A 16,133-nucleotide genomic window follows, 5' to 3' on the forward strand; every position below is an offset into this window, starting at 1 on the left:
TTGACTTAGACAAAGTCCAATGTAAGGATCGATCTCGCCGCAGGGCCGAAGAGGACCGGCCGGGCGGGCAGGACCGAGAAGACGGAGGCGTACGTGACGGTTCAGGACGAGGCCATGACCACAACGGGCCCGCTGACCACGGAGTCCGGAGCTCCGGTCGCGGACAACCAGAACAGCGAGACCGCGGGCATCGGTGGCCCCGTCCTGGTGCAGGACCAGCTGCTGCTGGAGAAGCTCGCGCACTTCAACCGCGAGCGGATCCCGGAGCGCGTGGTGCACGCCCGGGGCGCGGGCGCCTACGGCACCTTCACCGTGACGGCGGACGTCAGCCGGTGGACCCGGGCGAAGTTCCTGTCCCAGGTCGGGAAGCAGACGGAAACGTTCCTCCGCTTCTCCACCGTCGCCGGCAACCTCGGCTCGGCGGACGCGGTGCGCGACCCGCGCGGCTTCGCGCTGAAGTTCTACACCGAAGAGGGCAACTACGACCTCGTCGGCAACAACACCCCCGTCTTCTTCATCCGGGACGCCATCAAGTTCCCCGACTTCATCCACACCCAGAAGCGCGACCCGTACACCGGCTCGCAGGAGGCGGACAACGTCTGGGACTTCTGGGGCCTGTCGCCCGAGGCCACCCACCAGGTGACCTGGCTCTTCGGCGACCGCGGCATCCCCGCCTCGTACCGCCACATGGACGGCTTCGGCTCGCACACCTACCAGTGGAACAACGAGGCCGGCGAGGTCTTCTGGGTCAAGTACCACTTCAAGACCGACCAGGGCATCAAGAACCTCACGCAGGAGGAGGCCAACCGGCTCGCCGGTGAGGACCCCGACTCGCACCAGCGCGACCTGCGCGAGGCCATCGAGCGCGGCGACTTCCCGTCCTGGACGGTGTCCGTCCAGATCATGCCGGCGGACGAGGCGGCGACCTACCGCTTCAACCCGTTCGACCTGACCAAGGTCTGGCCGCACGCGGACTACCCGCTGCACGAGATCGGCAAGCTGGAGCTCAACCGCAACCCCGACAACGTCTTCGCCGAGGTCGAGCAGTCCGCCTTCTCGCCGTCGCACTTCGTGCCCGGCATCGGACCGTCCCCGGACAAGATGCTCCAGGGCCGGCTGTTCGCCTACGCCGACGCCCACCGCTACCGCGTCGGCATCAACGCCGACCAGCTGCCGGTGAACCGTCCGCACGCCACCGTGGCCCGCACCCACGGCCGGGACGGCTACGCCTACGACGGCCGCCACGGCCGGGCGAAGAACTACGAGCCGAACAGCTTCGGCGGCCCCGCCGAGACCGGCCGGCCGCTGTGGCAGCCGGTCCCCGTCACCGGGGCCACCGGCAACATCGCGACTCCCACGCACGCCGAGGACAACGACTTCGTCCAGGCGGGCAACCTCTACCGGCTGATGACGGACGAGGAGAGGGAGCGCCTGATCGCCAACCTCGCGGGCTTCATCGCCAAGGTGTCGCGCGACGACATCGTGGAGCGGGCGATCAACAACTTCCGCCAGGCGGACCCCGACTACGGCAAGCGGCTGGAGGCCGCGGTCCAGGCCCTGCGCGGCTAGGGCGCTTGCCGTAAGAAACGGAGAGGCCGGACGCCATGGGGCTCCGGCCTCTCCGGCTGCCCGCGGACGGAAGGCCGCGCGCCGTCGGCGGCACGGGCTCACGCCGGCAGCGCCGCCCCGCCCTGCCGTGGCACTCCGTGCGCCACCCAGCAGCGGATGACGTCGCGCACCGAGACCACACCCACGGTCTCCTGGCCGTCGAGCACGATCAGGTGCCGGAACTCCCCGCGCGACATGGCGGTGGCGGCCTGTTCCAGCGTCCACTCCGGCGCCGCGAAGACCACGTCGGCGGTGGTGTGGCGGTGGGCGGTCTCCCTGTCCGGGTCGCATCCGGCGCCGAGCGCGGTGAGGACGTCGCGTTCGGTGAGGATGCCGAGGCCGCTGGTGTCGGGATCGAGGACGACGGCCGCGCCGACGCGCCGCGCGGACATCAGCCGGGCGGCCTGCCGGAGGGTGTGGGCGGGGCCGATGGTGAGGACGATCGTGCTCATGGCGTCGCGGACGAGCATGGGCGGGCCACCTCCTGCGGGGCGTTTTCACGCATTCACAAGCTGCTCCTCAGCGTGACACGCGACGCCCCGGCGGGGAAGAGGACGATGACCGGCCGCTTTGCCGACTTTTTACGCCGTCTTTGAGGTTTCGGGCGGCCGAACGGGCCGTGACGTTCCTGCCACGTCCCGCCCGCCGCCGGAGCCCTTCAGGTGCGCAGGTATCCCAGCAGCTCGTCGTGGAGCAGCCCGTTGGACGCGGCGGCGTTCCCGCTGTGCGGCCCGCGCCGCCCGTCCAGCCCCGTGAACCGGCCGCCGGCCTCCTCCACGATGACGACGTTCGCCGCCATGTCCCACAGCGACAGTTCCGGCTCCGCGCAGATGTCCAACGAGCCCTCGGCGACCATCATGTACGGCCAGAAATCGCCGTAGCCACGCGTCCGCCAGCAGTCCCGCGTCAGGTCCAGGAAGCGCGGCAGCAGCCCCCGTTCCTCCCAGCCCGACAGCGAGGAGTACGCGAACGATGCGTCCGCCATGCGCTCCACCTTCGAGACCGTCAGCCGGCTCGCGGACGTCAGGCTGCGCCCGGTGTACGCGCCCGAGCCCTGCGCCGCCCACCACCTGCGGCCCAGCGCCGGGGCCGACACCACGCCGACGACCGGCTGGTACTCGATGGTGCCCTCGTGCTCCGTCTGGACCGTGAGGGAGATCAGCGTCGCCCAGACGGGCACCCCGCGCACGTAGTTCTTCGTGCCGTCGATCGGGTCGATGACCCAGCGGCGCGGGCCGAGGCCCTCGCCACCGAACTCCTCGCCGAGGACGGCGTCGCGGGGCCGTGCCCGCTGCAGATGACCGCGGATCAGCTCCTCGGCGGCCTTGTCGGCCTCGCTCACCGGGGTCATGTCCGGTTTGGTCTCGACCTTGAGGTCGAGCGCCTTGAACCGTTCCATGGTCACCGCGTCGGCGGCGTCCGCCAGGACATGGGCCAAGCGCAGATCATCGTGGTAGTCGGACATAACAGGAACACTACCCGCGGGTCCCGTCCGCGCGCGTGCGGCCCGCCCGGGCTCTTGACACCGTCTGGTGGTGCGTCAATTCTGTGGCCACAACCGTCGTGCGGCCGCCAGGCCCCGGGAGGCGACGATGCCCGCGGCACGAGAGCTCCTGCTGGACGCGGCCTACACGGCGCTCGGCATCCGGCCCTGGCACGGGGTCCGGATGGTCGACGTGGCGGCCGCCGCCGGGGTGTCCCGGCAGACCCTGTACAACGAGTTCGGCAGCAAGGACGGCCTGGCCCGGGCCCTGGTCCGGCGCGAGGCGGAGTCCTTCCTGGCCGGCGTCGAACGCTCGCTGGCCGACGTCGTCGGGCGGGAGGACGCCGACGCCGGCGACTGCTGCGCGGCCGCCGCCGTCTGGACGCTGCGCACCGCGCGGGCCAACCCGCTGGTGCGCGCGGCCCTCACCGGCTGCCGCGGCGAGCGGCTGCCCGCCCAGGCGGCCCCCGCCGTGCCGGCGCCGCGCACCCCGCCACCGCCCAGGACGGCCCGCGGCGCCCCCACGCCCGCCGCCCTGGTGGAGCGCATCACCGGCAGCACGGCCGGAGCGGCCGGCGAGGCCACCGCCAGGACCGGCCGCCCGCCGGACCCGGCCGCGCTGCGCCGGGCCTGCGAGGCCGCGGTCCGGATGACCCTGTCGTACGTGGTCGCCCCGGCCGGCTCCGACACGGAGGCGGCCGAGGAGGTGGCCGGCGTGGTCAGGACGCTGCTCGGCGACGGGCGGGAGTGAGCGGGCGGCGGTCGGGCGGGCCGGGACGAGCCGTGCGGTCAGTGCGCGGAGCCCGACAGCTGGAGCCCGATCACGCCGATGATCACGAACGCGATCGAGACCAGCTTCAGCGTGGAGACCAGGTCGTCCAGGAAGACCATGCCGTAGATCGCCGTTCCGGCCGCGCCGATGCCCGTCCACACCGCGTAGGCCGGGCCCACGTCCAGCTTCCGGAGGGAGAGCGTCAACAGGCCGAAGCTGCCGAGGGCGAAGCAGGCGAAGGCGATCGTCGGCCACAGGCGGGTGAAACCGTGCGAGAGCTTGAGACAGACGGCGAAGCCGGTTTCCAGAAGTCCTGCGACCACGACCAGCAGCCACGCCATCAGTTTTCGCCTCCCGTGTCGTCGACCGCCCCGTCCGTCCCGGTGCTGATCCACTTGCCATCGGCGGTCAAGCGCAAACGTAGGCGATCAGTCGCCTTCGCGCCGCTCCCGGGTGGCCAGAAGCCGTCGCAGCGAGTACAGCCGCTGCGGGTCGGCGTGCCCTTCCGCGACCCACTGGTCCAGCGCGCAGTCCGGCTCGTCGTGACCGCACGCGCGCGGGCAGCCCTCGGTGCCCGGCCGCAGGTCCGGGAAGGCGAGGATGACGCGCGAGGGGTCGATGTGGTTGAGCCCGAACGACCGCACGCCCGGGGTGTCGATGACCCAGCCGTCACCGCTGGGCAGCGGCAGGGCCAGCGCCGACGTGGTGGTGTGCCGACCGCGGCCGGTGACCGCGTTGACGTGCCCGGTGGCCCGCTGCCGGTCCGGGACGAGCGCGTTGACGAGCGTGGTCTTGCCGACGCCGGAGTGCCCGACGAACGCGGTCACCCGGCCGTTGAGCCGCTCCCGCACCCGCTCCGCGGCCTCCCCGACGGCCAGTTCCTCGCGGTTGGTGACCACGTACGGCAGGCCCAGCGCGCCGTAGGACTCCATCAGCTTCGCGGCCGGGGCGAGGTCCGACTTGGTCAGGACGAGCAGCGGTTCGAGCCCCGCGTCGTACGCCGCGACCAGGCAGCGGTCGATCAGCCGGGGGCGCGGCTCGGGGTCGGCCAGGGCGGTGACGATGGCCAGCTGGTCGGCGTTGGCGACCACGACCCGCTCGAACGGGTCGGTGTCGTCGGCCGTCCTGCGCAGCACCGAACAGCGCTCCTCGACCCGGACGATCCGGGCGAGGGTGTCCTTCTGCCCGCTGAGGTCGCCGACGACCGCGACCCGGTCGCCGACGACGACGCCCTTGCGGCCCAGCTCGCGCGCCTTCATGGCCATGACGATCCGGTCCTCGACGAGGACCGTCAGCCGGCCCCGGTCGACGGTGAGGACGAAGCCCTCGGCGGCGTCCTCGTGCTTGGGGCGGATGCTGGTCCGCGGCCGGTTGCCCTTGCGGTTGGGGCGGACGCGGACGTCGTCCTCGTCGGTGTGCTTGCCGTAGCGGCGCATGGTGTTCCGGTTCCCTCAGGCTCTCGGCGCCGTCGTCGCCCCCGCGACGGATCCGAGCATGCCGTGCCAGAGCTCCGGGAAGTCGGGGAGGGTCTTGGCGGTGGTCGCCACGTTCTCCACCTCGACGCCCGGGACGGTGAGGCCGAGCACCGCCGCGGCGGTGGCCAGCCGGTGGTCCTCGTAGGTGTGGAAGACGCCGCCGTGCAGCGGGCGCGGGCGAATCCGCAGGCCGTCGGCGGTCTCGGTGACGTCGCCACCGAGCTCGTTGATCTCCTTGGCCAGCGCGGCCAGCCGGTCCGTCTCGTGCAGCCGCAGGTGGGCGATGCCGCGCAGCTCGGACTCGGAGTCGGCGAGCGCGGCCACCGCGGCGATCACCGGGGTGAGCTCGCCGACCTCGTGCAGGTCCGCGTCGATGCCGGTGATCCGGCCGGTGCCGGTGAACGTCAGCCCCGCGTCGGTGAGTTCGCAGCTGCCGCCCATGGCGGTGAAGATGTCGCGCAGCGCGTCACCCGGCTGGGTGGTGCGCTCGGGCCAGTCGGGGATGGTGACCCGGCCGCCGGTGACCAGGGCCGCCGCCAGGAACGGCGCCGCGTTCGACAGGTCGGGCTCGACCACCAGGTCGCGGCCCAGCAGAGCGCTGGGGGAGACCCGCCACACGTTCGGCTCCCCGCCCGACTCGGGGGTGTCCACCTGGGCGCCGGCGGCGCGCAGCATCTCGACGGTCATCCGGATGTGCGGCAGCGAGGGCAGCGCCGAGCCGACGTGCCGTACCTCCACGCCCTGGTTGAACCGCGGGCCCGAGAGCAGCAGCGCGCTCACGAACTGGGAGGACGACGACGCGTCGATCTCCACCGGACCGCCCTCCAGCGCCCCGGCGCCGTGCACGGTCAGCGGCAGCGCGCCGCGGTCGTTGTCGTCGATCCGGGCACCCAGCGCGCGCAGCGCGTCGATCACGCCGTGCAGCGGGCGCTCGTAGCTGCGCGGGTCGCCGTCGAAGCGGACCGGGCCGTCGGAGAGCGCCGCCACCGGCGGCAGGAAGCGCATGACCGTGCCCGCGTTGCCGACGTCGACGGTGGCCGGGCCGTGCAGCCCGGCCGGGATGATCCGCCACGCCTCGCCGGAGCCGTCGTGGTCGCCCTCGGAGCTGGAGGAGACCGTCTCCTCGATGCCGACGCCCATGGCGCGCAGCGCCTCCGCCATCAGCAGGGTGTCGCGCGAGCGCAGCGGGCGGCGCAGCCAGCCGGGCTCGGCGGCGAGGGCCGCGAGGACGAGTCCGCGGTTGGTGACCGACTTGGAGCCGGGCACGGTGACGGTCGCGTCGACGGCCCCGGTCGCGGTGGGAGCGGGCCAGAGGTCGGTGGGCGCGGGGCTCTCGGTCATGCCCCTAACCTTACGGCCTCACCGGGGCGGTGACCGGGCCCTACGGCCGCGCGGACCTGGCCGCGGCGCGCCCGGAGGCCCGCCGGTTCGCCCGCCGGTTCACCTCCGGAGCAGCAGGTTGCCGCCGGCCAGCAGCGCGGCCAGCGCGACCACGTGGAAGAAGAGCAGCCACAGCACCGGCGTCATCCCGGTCAGCCGGCCGAGCTGGTCGGCGTCGGAGTCCGCCGCCGCCCCGAACCGGCGCTTGCGCTGGAGCTCGAAGGACGGCCGCACGCCCCCCAGCAGCAGGAACCACACCACCCCGTAGGCGAACGCCGCCCGCACCTCCGGGCCGGCCAGCCAGGAGACCAGGACGAAGGCCGCGCCGGTGAGCACCACCGTCAGCGCGCCGTACGCGTTGCGGATCATCACCAGCATGGCGGCCAGCAGCGCCGCCGCCACCCACAGCAGGGCCGTGACGTGCCCGGTGGACAGCGCCCAGGCGCCGGCCAGGCCGAGCAGCGACGGCGCGGGGTAGCCGGCCGCCGCGGTGAGGACCATGCCGAAGCCGGTCGGCCGGCCCCGAGAGACGGTGAGGCCCGAGGTGTCCGAGTGCAGCCTGATGCCGTCCAGGGTCCGGCCGCTGAGGAGTGCCACCAGGCCGTGGCCGCCCTCGTGGGCGATGGTGATCGCGTTGCGCGTCACCCGCCAGACCCGGGGCGGGACGATCATCGCCAGGGCGACCAGCCCGGTGCCGACGACGGTCCAGACCGAGGGCCCGGACTGGCTGCCGGCCAGACGGTCCCACAGGTCGGTGGCGGTGGTGCTGTCCATGGCGGGGCCGCTCCTTGCGCGTTCGTGGTCCGTGCTGAGGGACGGCGGAGGCCGCGTGACGGTTCCGGGCCGGAGTGTCCGACCCGTGCGGCAGCATGGTCGGCGGCAGATGTACGGAGAAGAACTGAGGGGCGGTCGGACATGTGCGGGCGGTACGCGGCGAGCCGGGGGCCGGAGGATCTGGCCGGGCTCCTGGACGTGGAGGTGTGGGAGCCGGAGGAGACGTTGGCCCCGGATTGGAACGTGGCGCCCACCAAAGAGGTGTACGCCGTCCTGGAGCGCCCGCTCAAGGGCGCGCCGGACCGGCGCCCGGTCCGACAGTTGCGCGCCCTCAAGTGGGGGCTCGTCCCCTCCTGGGCGAAGTCGCCGGAGGGGGCCGCCCGCATGATCAACGCACGGGCGGAGACGGTGCACGAGAAGCCGTCCTACCGGCGGGCGTTCGCGGAGCGGCGCTGCCTGCTCCCGGCGGACGGCTACTACGAGTGGGTCACCGGCGCACAGGAGCGCGAGCTGGAGGTGCAGGGCCGCCGCAAGCGCCCCCGGAAGCAGCCCTACTTCGTGACGCCCGCCGACGGATCGGTCATGGCGATGGCCGGCCTCTACGAGTTCTGGCGCGACCGCACCCTCCCGGACGACCACCCGGCGGCCTGGTGGGCCACCTGCTCGGTGATAACCACCGAGGCCGACGACCGCCCGTTCGCCGGCGGCGGCACCGAGGGCGGCCCGCGCTCCCTGGCGGAGATCCACCCCCGGATGCCGCTGGTCCTGCCGCCCGACCGGTGGGCCGCCTGGCTCGACCCGGCGCTCACGGACCCGGAGGAGCTGCGCCCGCTGCTCGCCCCGCCCCCGCCCGGGCTGGTGCGCGCGTACCCGGTGGCGACGGCGGTCAGCGACGTCCGCAACAACGGTCCGGAGCTGGTGGCGGAGCTGGCGGCGCCGGAGGAGACGACGTTGTTCTGACGGCGACGCCGTTCTGACGAGGTCACCGTTTGACGACGCCGCACGCCGCACGCCGCACGCCGCACGCCGCACGCCGCACGCCGCACGCCGCACGCCGCACGCCGCACGCCGCACGCCGCGGCACCGGGACGGCAGGATGGCCGCGTGACGACGAAGAAACCGCTGACGGAGAGCGTCGAGACCCCCGCGGGCGAGGCCCGCGTCCACTGGTACCCCGCGCCGGAGCCCCGCCTGGTGCTCGCCCTCGGCCATGGCGCCGGCGGCGGCGTCGAGGCCCGCGACCTCCAGGCCCTCGCCGCCGCCCTGCCCGCGCACGGGGTGACCGTGGCCCTCGTGGAGCAGCCCTGGCGGGTGGCCGGCAGGAAGGTGGCACCGGCGCCCCGCGCCCTCGACACGGCCTGGCGCGCCCTGTGGCCCGCGCTCGCCGCGCCCGGGCTCCCCGTCGTCGCGGGCGGCCGGAGCGCCGGGGCGCGCGTCGCCTGCCGGACGGCGGCGGAGCTGGGCGCGGTCGCGGTGCTCGCGCTGAGCTTCCCGCTCCACCCGCCGGGCCGGCCGGAGAAGTCCCGCGCCGGGGAGCTGCTCGACGCCGGGGTGCCGGTCCTCGTCGTCCAGGGCGCGCGCGATCCGTTCGGCCGCCCCGAGGAGTTCCCGCCGGGCGTCGAGCCGGTCGCCGTGCCCGGCGGGGACCACGGGTTCGCGGTGCCGAAGAGCGCCGCGAAGAACGGCGGCGTCACCCAGGAGGACGCACTGGCGGTGATCACGGACGCCGTGGCCGGCCGGCTGGCGGGGTGGCCGGCCGGCTGAGGCGGGTGCCGGGCCACCGGAGCCGGCCGGGGGACCGGCGGGAATGGGACGGGCCGTGCCGATGTTGAGCACCACGTACGACACGCACCCGGCACATGACAAAGGATTGGGAGACCCGCCCCATGGGTTCGATCGCATGCCTGTCCCGCCCCAGCACCGCAGACCGGGGCCGGCCGGTCGTCGTGGGCGGTCTGGCCGCCGCCGCCGGAGCGGCGGGTTCGGCCGGTTCGGCAGGTCATCGTCTATTCTCCGAATCGAGCGGGTCCGACCAGGGCTCGTCCAGGCTTTCGGAGGAGGTGGGTCCGGTCGTGGGTACCGACGCGGGGACGCACGGCGAGGAGCACCCCCCTGCCCAGGCCGCGGAGAGCACGGCGGAGCGCAACGCCCGCTTCGAGCGCGACGCGCTGACCTTCCTCGACCAGATGTACTCGGCCGCCCTGCGGATGACCCGCAATCCGGCGGACGCCGAGGACCTGGTCCAGGAGACGTACGCGAAGGCGTACGCGTCCTTCCACCAGTTCCGTGACGGCACGAACCTCAAGGCGTGGCTGTACCGCATCCTGACCAACACCTTCATCAACTCGTACCGCAAGAAGCAGCGTGAGCCGCTGCGCAGCGCGTCCGAGGAGATCGAGGACTGGCAGCTGGCGCGTGCCGAGTCGCACATGTCCCAGGGGCTGCGGTCCGCCGAGTCGCAGGCGCTCGACCACCTGCCGGACTCCGATGTCAAGGAGGCCCTTCAGGCCATTCCCGAGGAATTCCGCATAGCGGTCTACCTCGCGGACGTCGAGGGGTTTGCCTACAAGGAGATCGCGGACATCATGGGTACCCCCATCGGCACGGTGATGTCCCGCCTCCACCGGGGCCGACGGCAGCTGCGCGGTCTGCTGGAGGACTACGCCCGCGAGCGTGGCCTGGTCCCGGCCGGGGCCGCCGCACCGCACGGTTCCGACGCGTCGCACAATGGGAAGGGCTCGGACTCATGAGCTGCGGAGACCCGCACGAGACGGACTGCTCTGAAGTCCTCGACCACCTTTACGAGTACCTCGACCGCGAGATGCCGGACGGCGACTGTGCCAAGTTCGAGGTGCACATCGACGAGTGCTCCCCCTGCCTGGAGAAGTACGGGCTGGAGCAGGCGGTCAAGAAGCTGGTGAAGCGCTGCTGCGGGCACGACGATGTCCCCGCGGACCTGCGTTCCAAGGTGATGGGCCGGATCGAGCTCATCCGCGCCGGCCAGTCCGTCCCGGAGCAGGACGTGGTGGCCGAGGCCCGCGCGGCCGAGGCGGACGCCCGGAGCGTCCCGCAGGACTGAGCCGGGTGCCCGGGGGCCCGTCGCGAACGGGCCCGGAACCCGCATCAAAACGGCCGCCCGGCGAACGTCACCCGAACGGACGGCGGTTCCCGCCGATCCGGCCGTGAGCGCCGCGCGTAAGCCTATTCTCCCCATCCCGACAGCGAGTCCGGATGGGGAGGACATGTCATGGAGGCAGTCCCGGCGGCGGCGCGCGCCTGGATCTCCGGTGCCGTGGGCGCGGCGGTCCTGAGCGCGTGGCCCGCCGTACGGGACCCCGCGGCCGTCCCCTGGGGAACGACCGCGCTCCTGGCGGCCGTCGGCGCGCTCGGCGGGCTCCGGCCGCGCCGCGCGCCGGTGCCGCCGGCGCTGCTGCTGGCCGTGGTGCTGCTGCCCCCGGCGGCCGCCGCGCTGGCCGCCGTCCCGGGCGGCCTCCTCTCCCCGGCCCGCCGCCCGGACCGCGAACACCCGGACGACCGGCGCCGGTTGGGGCGCGCCGCACTCCTCGCGCTCGCCGCGGCGACCGCCGCCCTGTCCTTCGGCGCCACCCGCGCCGCCCTGCCGTCCGGCCCCCTGGGCGCACTGCCCGCCGTGCTGGCCGCCGCCCTCCTCCTCGCGCTGCCGAGCGCCGCCTTCGACGGCGTCCTCCGCGCCGGACGCCGCCCGGACGCCCGACGGCCCGCCCTCCTGGGGCCCGCGCTGGGATTCGCGCTGCTCCACGGGCCGGCCGCGCTGCTCGCGGCCGAGCTGTGGCGCAGCGCCTACGGGCCGGTGGCCGCCCTGCTGGTGCTGTTGCCGCACACCGTGCCCGCCCGGCCCGCGGCCGGCGGCCGGCGGGAGCGCGCCGACCGCGGCGCGACCGTCCGGGCGCTGGTCGGGGCCGTCGACCTCAAGGACCACTACACGCGGGGCCACGGCGAGCGGGTCGGCCTGCTCGCCCTGCGGATCGGCCGCGAACTCGGCGTGGCCGGCGACCGGCTGGAGGCCCTGCGCATCGCCGGTACCCTGCACGACCTGGGCAAACTCGGCGTCCCCACCCGGGTGTTGCGCAAGGACGGCCCGCTCACCGGCGAGGAGCGGCGCGTCATCCGGCTGCACCCCGAGTACGGGGACGAGCTGGTGCGCGGGGTCGCGATCCCCGACGAGGCGCGGGAGGCGATCCTCCACCACCACGAGCGGCTGGACGGCAGCGGCTACCCCCACGGCCTGACGGGCTGCCGGATCCCGGAGGCGGCCCGGATCGTGGCCGTCGCCGACGCCTTCGACGCCATGACCACCACCCGCACCTACAGCCGTGCCCGCCCGGTCCCCGCCGCGCTCGCCGAACTCCGCCGCTGTGCGGGCACCCAGTTCGACCCGCGCATGGTCGAGGCGCTCGCCCGGACGCTGGAACGGGACGGCCTGCCGATGGTCCCCACGCCGGACGAAACCGCAGTTCCCGATTGCGGAAACGTCCCTCTTGATCACCACGCCACGCCGCCCCTCCCCTCCCCGCTCGCCCCGGACCCGGACCGTCCGCCCGGCCCGCGCCCACCCGAGGAGTCCACGGGCGAGCATTCGTACAGCCGCCCCCGGCTCGTCCCGGACCGCGACCGTCCCCCGGGGACCGTCTGCTGCCCGCCGTCGTGCCGCCGCCCGGGCCCACCGGTGACCGCCGGGTCCGGCGCCCGGCTGGTGCGCGCCGTTCATCTGCTGGCCGGCGGCGGAGCCCTGCTCGCGCTGGCCTGGACCGCGGTCCACGGCCTCCAGCAGCCGCGGACCGCCTGCGCGTACGGACTGCTCGTCGCCCTGGGCGGGGTCGCGGGGCGGCGGCCGGAACCACTCGGGGTGCGCGGCGGCTCCCCGGTGGGCGCCGCTGGCTCCCTGGCCTACGCGCTGCTCGCGCACGGCGTGCCGCAGACCGTCGCCGTGGTGTTCGCCTCAAGCCTCGTCGGCCTCTCCGGTGCCGCGGGCCGCCCGGACCGGCTGGCCCGCCGCCTCGCCGCCACCGCCCTCGTCACCGGCTGCCGCCCCGCCCTCCTCGGCGCCGGACCGGCCGCCCCCGGGCCGGCGTGCGCCCTGTCGCTGCTGCTGCTCCTCGTCCTGGCCGTCCTCGCCGACGCCGCCCTCGCGGCGGCCCTCGCCCGGGCCCGCGCCGGCTGCCGCTACCCGGCGGCCCTCCGCGCCGAGCTGCGTGCCCTCTCCGCCACCGCCCCGGCGGTCTGTGCCACCGCGGTGGTGGCCGCCCTGGCCCCGGCCGTCACCGGACCGTGGGTGCTTCCGGTCTGCTGCCTGCCGCTGTTCGCGCTGTGGCTCGCCGGAGGGTGCGGGGAGGCGCCCGGGCGCTGCCCGCCCGCCGTCGCCTCGCTCGCCCGCGCGACCGACCTCGCGGGATGCACCCCCGCCGGTCACGCACGGCGCGTAGCCGCCCTCAGCCGTGCCGTCGGCCGGGAGCTCGGTATGGCGGAGCGCGACCTCGCCGTCGTCGAGTACGCGGCGCTGATGCACGACGTGGGCCAGCTCTCACTCGTCGACCCGGTGCCCGCCGGGGCCACCGAGCCGCTGCCCGCCGAGGAGCGGCGCCGGCTGGCGCGGCTGGGCGGGAGCGTGGCGCGGCTGGCCCCGCTGGACGCGGCGGTCGCGCCGGCCGTCGCGGACGCCGTGGAGCGCCAGGCCGACCCCTACCGCGAGCAGCCGCTCGCCGCCCGCGTGGTCCGGACCGCCAACGCCTACGACGAGCTCACGGCCCCCGCCGGCCCCGGCGGCCCCGTACGCGGTGGGCGCGGGGAATCGGCGCGCGCCCTGGAGCGGCTGCGCCGGGCGACCGCGTACGACCACGAGCCCCGGGTGGTGGAGGCGCTCGCGCGGGTGCTCGCGCGCGGCGCGCCGGTGCGCCCGGACCCGTGAGACGCCCGCGGAGTCCCGAGTAGCACGACTAACCCACGGGTAATGAGCGGGCGTCCGACGGGGCATGGTTGGATGCGAAGAGAAGGACGCGGCGTACGCAGGGAACGCGGAGCACGCAGAGGACGAACGACCGAGAATCGTGACGGGAAAGCGGGATCGGGGGGTGTCATGAGCGCTGTTGCGGCGTATGCGTCGTGGAGGGCACGGTTCCCCGGTACGGCGGCCCGGCCCGCGGGCGGGACCGTCAGCAAGGCGTGGCGGGCGGCCGTCGGGGAGGACGGCGCCGGTCACCAGAGCTCTCCGGCGTGGGTGCACGCGGGACGTCGAGAAACCAGCAGGCGGACATCGTGAGGATCTTCGGCAAGGTACGGCACCGGCCTTCCGCCTCGTGGCGGCAGGCCACCGACCGTGCCTTCACGCTCATCGGCGACGGCCGGTACGAGGACGCCGGCGCGCTCCTGACGCGCGCCGCGGACATGGAGCCGTGGCTGTCCGAGTCCTGGTTCAACCTGGCCCTGCTGCACAAGTTCCGGCACGACTGGGAGCAGGCCCGCGCCGCCGGACTGCGGGCCGTGGCGCTGCTGGACCGCGACGCGGGCGCTCCCGACTGGTGGAACGTGGGCATCGCCGCCACCGCCCTCCAGGACTGGCCGCTGGCCCGCCGCGCCTGGCAGGCGTACGGGCTGCGGGTGCCCGGCGACGGCGGCCCGGCCGGCGAGCCGCTCGGGATGGAGCTGGGCAGCGCGGCCGTGCGGCTGTCGCCCGAGGGCGAGGCCGAGGTGGTCTGGGGCCGCCGGCTCGACCCGGCCCGCATGGAGGTGCTGTCCATCCCGCTGCCGTCCTCCGGCCGCCGCTGGGGCGAGGTGGTGCTGCACGACGGCGTCCCGCACGGCGAGCGGGTGACCGCCGCCGGACCGTCGTACCCGGTCTTCGACGAGATCGAGCTGTGGGCCCCCTCGCCGGTGCCGACCTGGGTCGTCCTGCTGGAGGCCGCCACCGAGGCCGACCGGGACGCGCTGGAGCGGCTGGCGGCTGACGCCGGGTTCGCCGCCGAGGACTGGTCCTCGTCCGTGCGGCTGCTGTGCCGCACCTGCTCGGAGAGCCGGATGCCCAGCGACGAGGGCGACGGCGAGCACCTGGACCCGCACGACCACAGCGAGCCGGGCCACCCCGGCCCGCTCGGCCACCGCACGGCCGGCTCCGGCCTGCTGTGGGTGCCCGAGCGCGAGTGCGGCATCGCGGCCCCCGCCGGGCTGGTCCGCGGGCTGCTGGACGGCTGGGTCGCCGACAGTCCGGACACCCGCGAGTGGCGGGATCTGGAAGAGGTCTGCTGAGTCCCGGGCCCCGGTCCGCTTACCCTGGATGGGCCCTGGGCTCCGGGGCGTGACAGTGCATTCGGGTTGTGAGAGAGGCGTACGGCGGCGATGGCGCAGCAAGAGACCGATCAGTCGGTGAACGACGAATTCATCGTGGACACCGAGGACTGCGAGGAGCGGGAGACCGCGCACCGCGAGCGCGGCACGTCCCGTCCGATCACCGTGGTCGGCAACCCGGTCCTGCACAAGGAGTGCAAGGACGTCACGGAGTTCGACGACGACCTCGCCCGTCTCATCGACGACATGTTCGCCAGCCAGCGGACCGCCGAGGGCGTCGGCCTGGCCGCGAACCAGATCGGTGTCGACCTGAAGGTGTTCGTCTACGACTGCATGGACGACGAGGGCGTCCGGCACGTGGGCCACGTCTGCAACCCGGTCCTGGAAGAGCTCCCGGCCGGCCGCCGGATCCTCGACGACTCCAACGAGGGCTGCCTGTCCGTCCCGACGGCGTACGCCCCGCTGGCCCGCCCCGACTACGCGGTGGTGCGCGGCCAGGACATGAAGGGCAACCCGATCGCCGTCCAGGGCACCGGCTACTTCGCCCGCTGCCTCCAGCACGAGACGGACCACCTGTACGGCTACCTGTACATCGACCGCCTCTCCAAGCGCGACCGCAAGGACGCGCTCCGGCAGATGGCCGAGGGCACGCCCCGCTACCCGGTCGTCCCCAACGACTGACCCGCCGGGGCGCGCGCTCCGGGCCGGGCCGCCCGTGGCGCCCGGCCCGGCCCGGTGTCACACCAGGCCGCCCCGCCCCCGGGCCTCCTCGCGCAGCGCCTGTTCGCGGGCGGCCTCCTCGGGCGGGAGGACGTCGGCGGGGAAGTCGGCCGGCTCGAAGATCCGCCGGAGTTCGACGACGCCCTCCCGGAACGGGATCCGGGTCGCCCACTCCCGGGCCTGGTCCATCGAGTCCACCCGGATGATCCAGTAGCCGGCGATCAGCTCGCCGATCTCGTCGAACGGCCCGTCGATCACACTGGGCTTCCCGCCCGCGAACACCACCCGGGCGCCCTCCGACGACGCCCACAACCCGTCGGCGGCCAGCAGCGCGCCCGCCTTGGCCAGGGCCTCGTTGTACCGCTGCATGTCCGCGACCTGTTCCCGGGTCGGCAGCACGCCGGCCTCGGACTCCTCGGTCGCCTTGACGATCATCATGACGCGCATCAGGTGTTTCTCCTGTCCCGTTGCTGCCCCCTGACGACCAGCCTCCCCGCAGGCGGCGGCGGTTTCCGGGCACCCCGGCCGCCGTGTCGCCGGTTTTTCGCGAGAACGGGAGCGGGCCCTCCCGGAGAACTCCGGAAGGGCCCGCTCGTCACCGAGG

At 74.5% G+C, this 16,133-nt stretch carries 16 protein-coding genes; 9 read left to right on the forward strand and 7 right to left on the reverse strand.

The features are described 5' to 3' along the window. The first annotated feature begins 114 nt into the window (after positions 1 to 114). The gene (locus tag ACQEVS_RS22360; RefSeq protein ID WP_433023034.1) at positions 115 to 1,569 is read left to right on the forward strand and encodes a catalase; all 1,455 of its coding nucleotides are present in this window, start codon (positions 115 to 117) and stop codon (positions 1,567 to 1,569) included. A gap of 98 nt (positions 1,570 to 1,667) precedes the next feature. Here ACQEVS_RS22360 and ACQEVS_RS22365 read toward each other — a convergent pair whose 3' ends face one another. Both ACQEVS_RS22365 and hisN read right to left on the reverse strand, forming a co-directional pair. Next, positions 1,668 to 2,078, reverse strand: a complete 411-nt coding sequence (locus ACQEVS_RS22365; protein ID WP_433023036.1) for a CBS domain-containing protein — start codon at positions 2,076 to 2,078, stop codon at positions 1,668 to 1,670. A 188-nt stretch (positions 2,079 to 2,266) separates the two neighbouring features. Next, on the reverse strand, positions 2,267 to 3,073 hold the full coding sequence (gene hisN / locus ACQEVS_RS22370) for a histidinol-phosphatase (RefSeq protein WP_433023038.1): 807 nt from the start codon (positions 3,071 to 3,073) through the stop codon (positions 2,267 to 2,269). 127 nt (positions 3,074 to 3,200) lie between these two features. Here hisN and ACQEVS_RS22375 point away from each other — a divergent pair, with 127 nt between their 5' ends. Then, a complete protein-coding gene (locus tag ACQEVS_RS22375; RefSeq protein ID WP_433023040.1) occupies positions 3,201 to 3,842 on the forward strand; it encodes a TetR family transcriptional regulator in 642 nt (213 codons plus the stop codon). A 38-nt stretch (positions 3,843 to 3,880) separates the two neighbouring features. Here ACQEVS_RS22375 and ACQEVS_RS22380 read toward each other — a convergent pair whose 3' ends face one another. The 4 genes from ACQEVS_RS22380 to ACQEVS_RS22395 form a co-directional block, all read right to left on the reverse strand. After that, on the reverse strand, positions 3,881 to 4,204 hold the full coding sequence (locus tag ACQEVS_RS22380; RefSeq protein WP_004937508.1) for a DMT family transporter: 324 nt from the start codon (positions 4,202 to 4,204) through the stop codon (positions 3,881 to 3,883). Between the two features lie 87 nt (positions 4,205 to 4,291). After that, the gene (gene rsgA / locus ACQEVS_RS22385; protein ID WP_433023042.1) at positions 4,292 to 5,299 is read right to left on the reverse strand and encodes a ribosome small subunit-dependent GTPase A; all 1,008 of its coding nucleotides are present in this window, start codon (positions 5,297 to 5,299) and stop codon (positions 4,292 to 4,294) included. Between the two features lie 15 nt (positions 5,300 to 5,314). Further along, a complete protein-coding gene (gene aroA, locus ACQEVS_RS22390) occupies positions 5,315 to 6,679 on the reverse strand; it encodes a 3-phosphoshikimate 1-carboxyvinyltransferase (protein ID WP_433023044.1) in 1,365 nt (454 codons plus the stop codon). Between the two features lie 99 nt (positions 6,680 to 6,778). Beyond that, entirely contained in the window at positions 6,779 to 7,492 is a 714-nt protein-coding gene (locus ACQEVS_RS22395; protein ID WP_433023046.1) for a M50 family metallopeptidase, read from the reverse strand. Between the two features lie 141 nt (positions 7,493 to 7,633). Here ACQEVS_RS22395 and ACQEVS_RS22400 point away from each other — a divergent pair, with 141 nt between their 5' ends. The 7 genes from ACQEVS_RS22400 to def all read left to right on the forward strand — a co-directional run bounded on the left by ACQEVS_RS22400 (position 7,634) and on the right by def (position 15,490). Next, positions 7,634 to 8,452 (forward strand): SOS response-associated peptidase, encoded by an 819-nt coding sequence (locus tag ACQEVS_RS22400; protein WP_433023048.1) that lies wholly within the window; start codon positions 7,634 to 7,636, stop codon positions 8,450 to 8,452. Positions 8,453 to 8,596: 144 nt separating this feature from the next. Next, positions 8,597 to 9,256 carry an alpha/beta hydrolase family protein gene (locus tag ACQEVS_RS22405; RefSeq protein WP_433023050.1) on the forward strand — a complete coding sequence of 220 codons (660 nt, stop codon included), beginning with the start codon at positions 8,597 to 8,599 and terminating at the stop codon, positions 9,254 to 9,256. Between the two features lie 296 nt (positions 9,257 to 9,552). Beyond that, a complete protein-coding gene (locus ACQEVS_RS22410) occupies positions 9,553 to 10,242 on the forward strand; it encodes a sigma-70 family RNA polymerase sigma factor (RefSeq protein ID WP_224346990.1) in 690 nt (229 codons plus the stop codon). Continuing rightward, on the forward strand, positions 10,239 to 10,571 hold the full coding sequence (rsrA, locus tag ACQEVS_RS22415; RefSeq protein ID WP_433023053.1) for a mycothiol system anti-sigma-R factor: 333 nt from the start codon (positions 10,239 to 10,241) through the stop codon (positions 10,569 to 10,571). The genes ACQEVS_RS22410 and rsrA overlap by 4 nt, the downstream gene beginning before the upstream one ends. 168 nt (positions 10,572 to 10,739) lie before the next feature. Beyond that, positions 10,740 to 13,436, forward strand: coding sequence for an HD-GYP domain-containing protein (locus tag ACQEVS_RS22420; protein ID WP_433023055.1), 2,697 nt, complete (start codon positions 10,740 to 10,742; stop codon positions 13,434 to 13,436). A 347-nt stretch (positions 13,437 to 13,783) separates the two neighbouring features. Continuing rightward, entirely contained in the window at positions 13,784 to 14,770 is a 987-nt protein-coding gene (locus ACQEVS_RS22425; protein ID WP_433023057.1) for a tetratricopeptide repeat protein, read from the forward strand. A gap of 90 nt (positions 14,771 to 14,860) precedes the next feature. Beyond that, positions 14,861 to 15,490 (forward strand): peptide deformylase, encoded by a 630-nt coding sequence (gene def / locus ACQEVS_RS22430; protein ID WP_433023059.1) that lies wholly within the window; start codon positions 14,861 to 14,863, stop codon positions 15,488 to 15,490. A gap of 57 nt (positions 15,491 to 15,547) precedes the next feature. On the opposite strand, the gene ACQEVS_RS22435 is transcribed toward def, so the two are convergent. Further along, entirely contained in the window at positions 15,548 to 15,976 is a 429-nt protein-coding gene (locus ACQEVS_RS22435) for a YciI family protein (RefSeq protein WP_433023061.1), read from the reverse strand. Positions 15,977 to 16,133 lie beyond the last annotated feature (157 nt).

This window comes from Streptomyces sp. CA-181903, assembly GCF_050937075.1.
Classification (GTDB): Bacteria; Actinomycetota; Actinomycetes; order Streptomycetales; family Streptomycetaceae; genus Streptomyces.

Bases quoted from the DNA above. Each gene is read 5' to 3' on its own strand.
- ACQEVS_RS22360 (WP_433023034.1), top strand. From the start codon at position 115: ATGACCACAACGGGCCCGCTGACCACGGAGTCCGGAGCTCCGGTCGCG.
- ACQEVS_RS22365 (WP_433023036.1), bottom strand. From the start codon at position 2,078: ATGCTCGTCCGCGACGCCATGAGCACGATCGTCCTCACCATCGGCCCC.
- hisN (WP_433023038.1), bottom strand. From the start codon at position 3,073: ATGTCCGACTACCACGATGATCTGCGCTTGGCCCATGTCCTGGCGGAC.
- ACQEVS_RS22375 (WP_433023040.1), top strand. From the start codon at position 3,201: ATGCCCGCGGCACGAGAGCTCCTGCTGGACGCGGCCTACACGGCGCTC.
- ACQEVS_RS22380 (WP_004937508.1), bottom strand. From the start codon at position 4,204: ATGGCGTGGCTGCTGGTCGTGGTCGCAGGACTTCTGGAAACCGGCTTC.
- rsgA (WP_433023042.1), bottom strand. From the start codon at position 5,299: ATGCGCCGCTACGGCAAGCACACCGACGAGGACGACGTCCGCGTCCGC.
- aroA (WP_433023044.1), bottom strand. From the start codon at position 6,679: ATGACCGAGAGCCCCGCGCCCACCGACCTCTGGCCCGCTCCCACCGCG.
- ACQEVS_RS22395 (WP_433023046.1), bottom strand. From the start codon at position 7,492: ATGGACAGCACCACCGCCACCGACCTGTGGGACCGTCTGGCCGGCAGC.
- ACQEVS_RS22400 (WP_433023048.1), top strand. From the start codon at position 7,634: ATGTGCGGGCGGTACGCGGCGAGCCGGGGGCCGGAGGATCTGGCCGGG.
- rsrA (WP_433023053.1), top strand. From the start codon at position 10,239: ATGAGCTGCGGAGACCCGCACGAGACGGACTGCTCTGAAGTCCTCGAC.
- ACQEVS_RS22420 (WP_433023055.1), top strand. From the start codon at position 10,740: ATGGAGGCAGTCCCGGCGGCGGCGCGCGCCTGGATCTCCGGTGCCGTG.
- def (WP_433023059.1), top strand. From the start codon at position 14,861: ATGGCGCAGCAAGAGACCGATCAGTCGGTGAACGACGAATTCATCGTG.
- ACQEVS_RS22435 (WP_433023061.1), bottom strand. From the start codon at position 15,976: ATGCGCGTCATGATGATCGTCAAGGCGACCGAGGAGTCCGAGGCCGGC.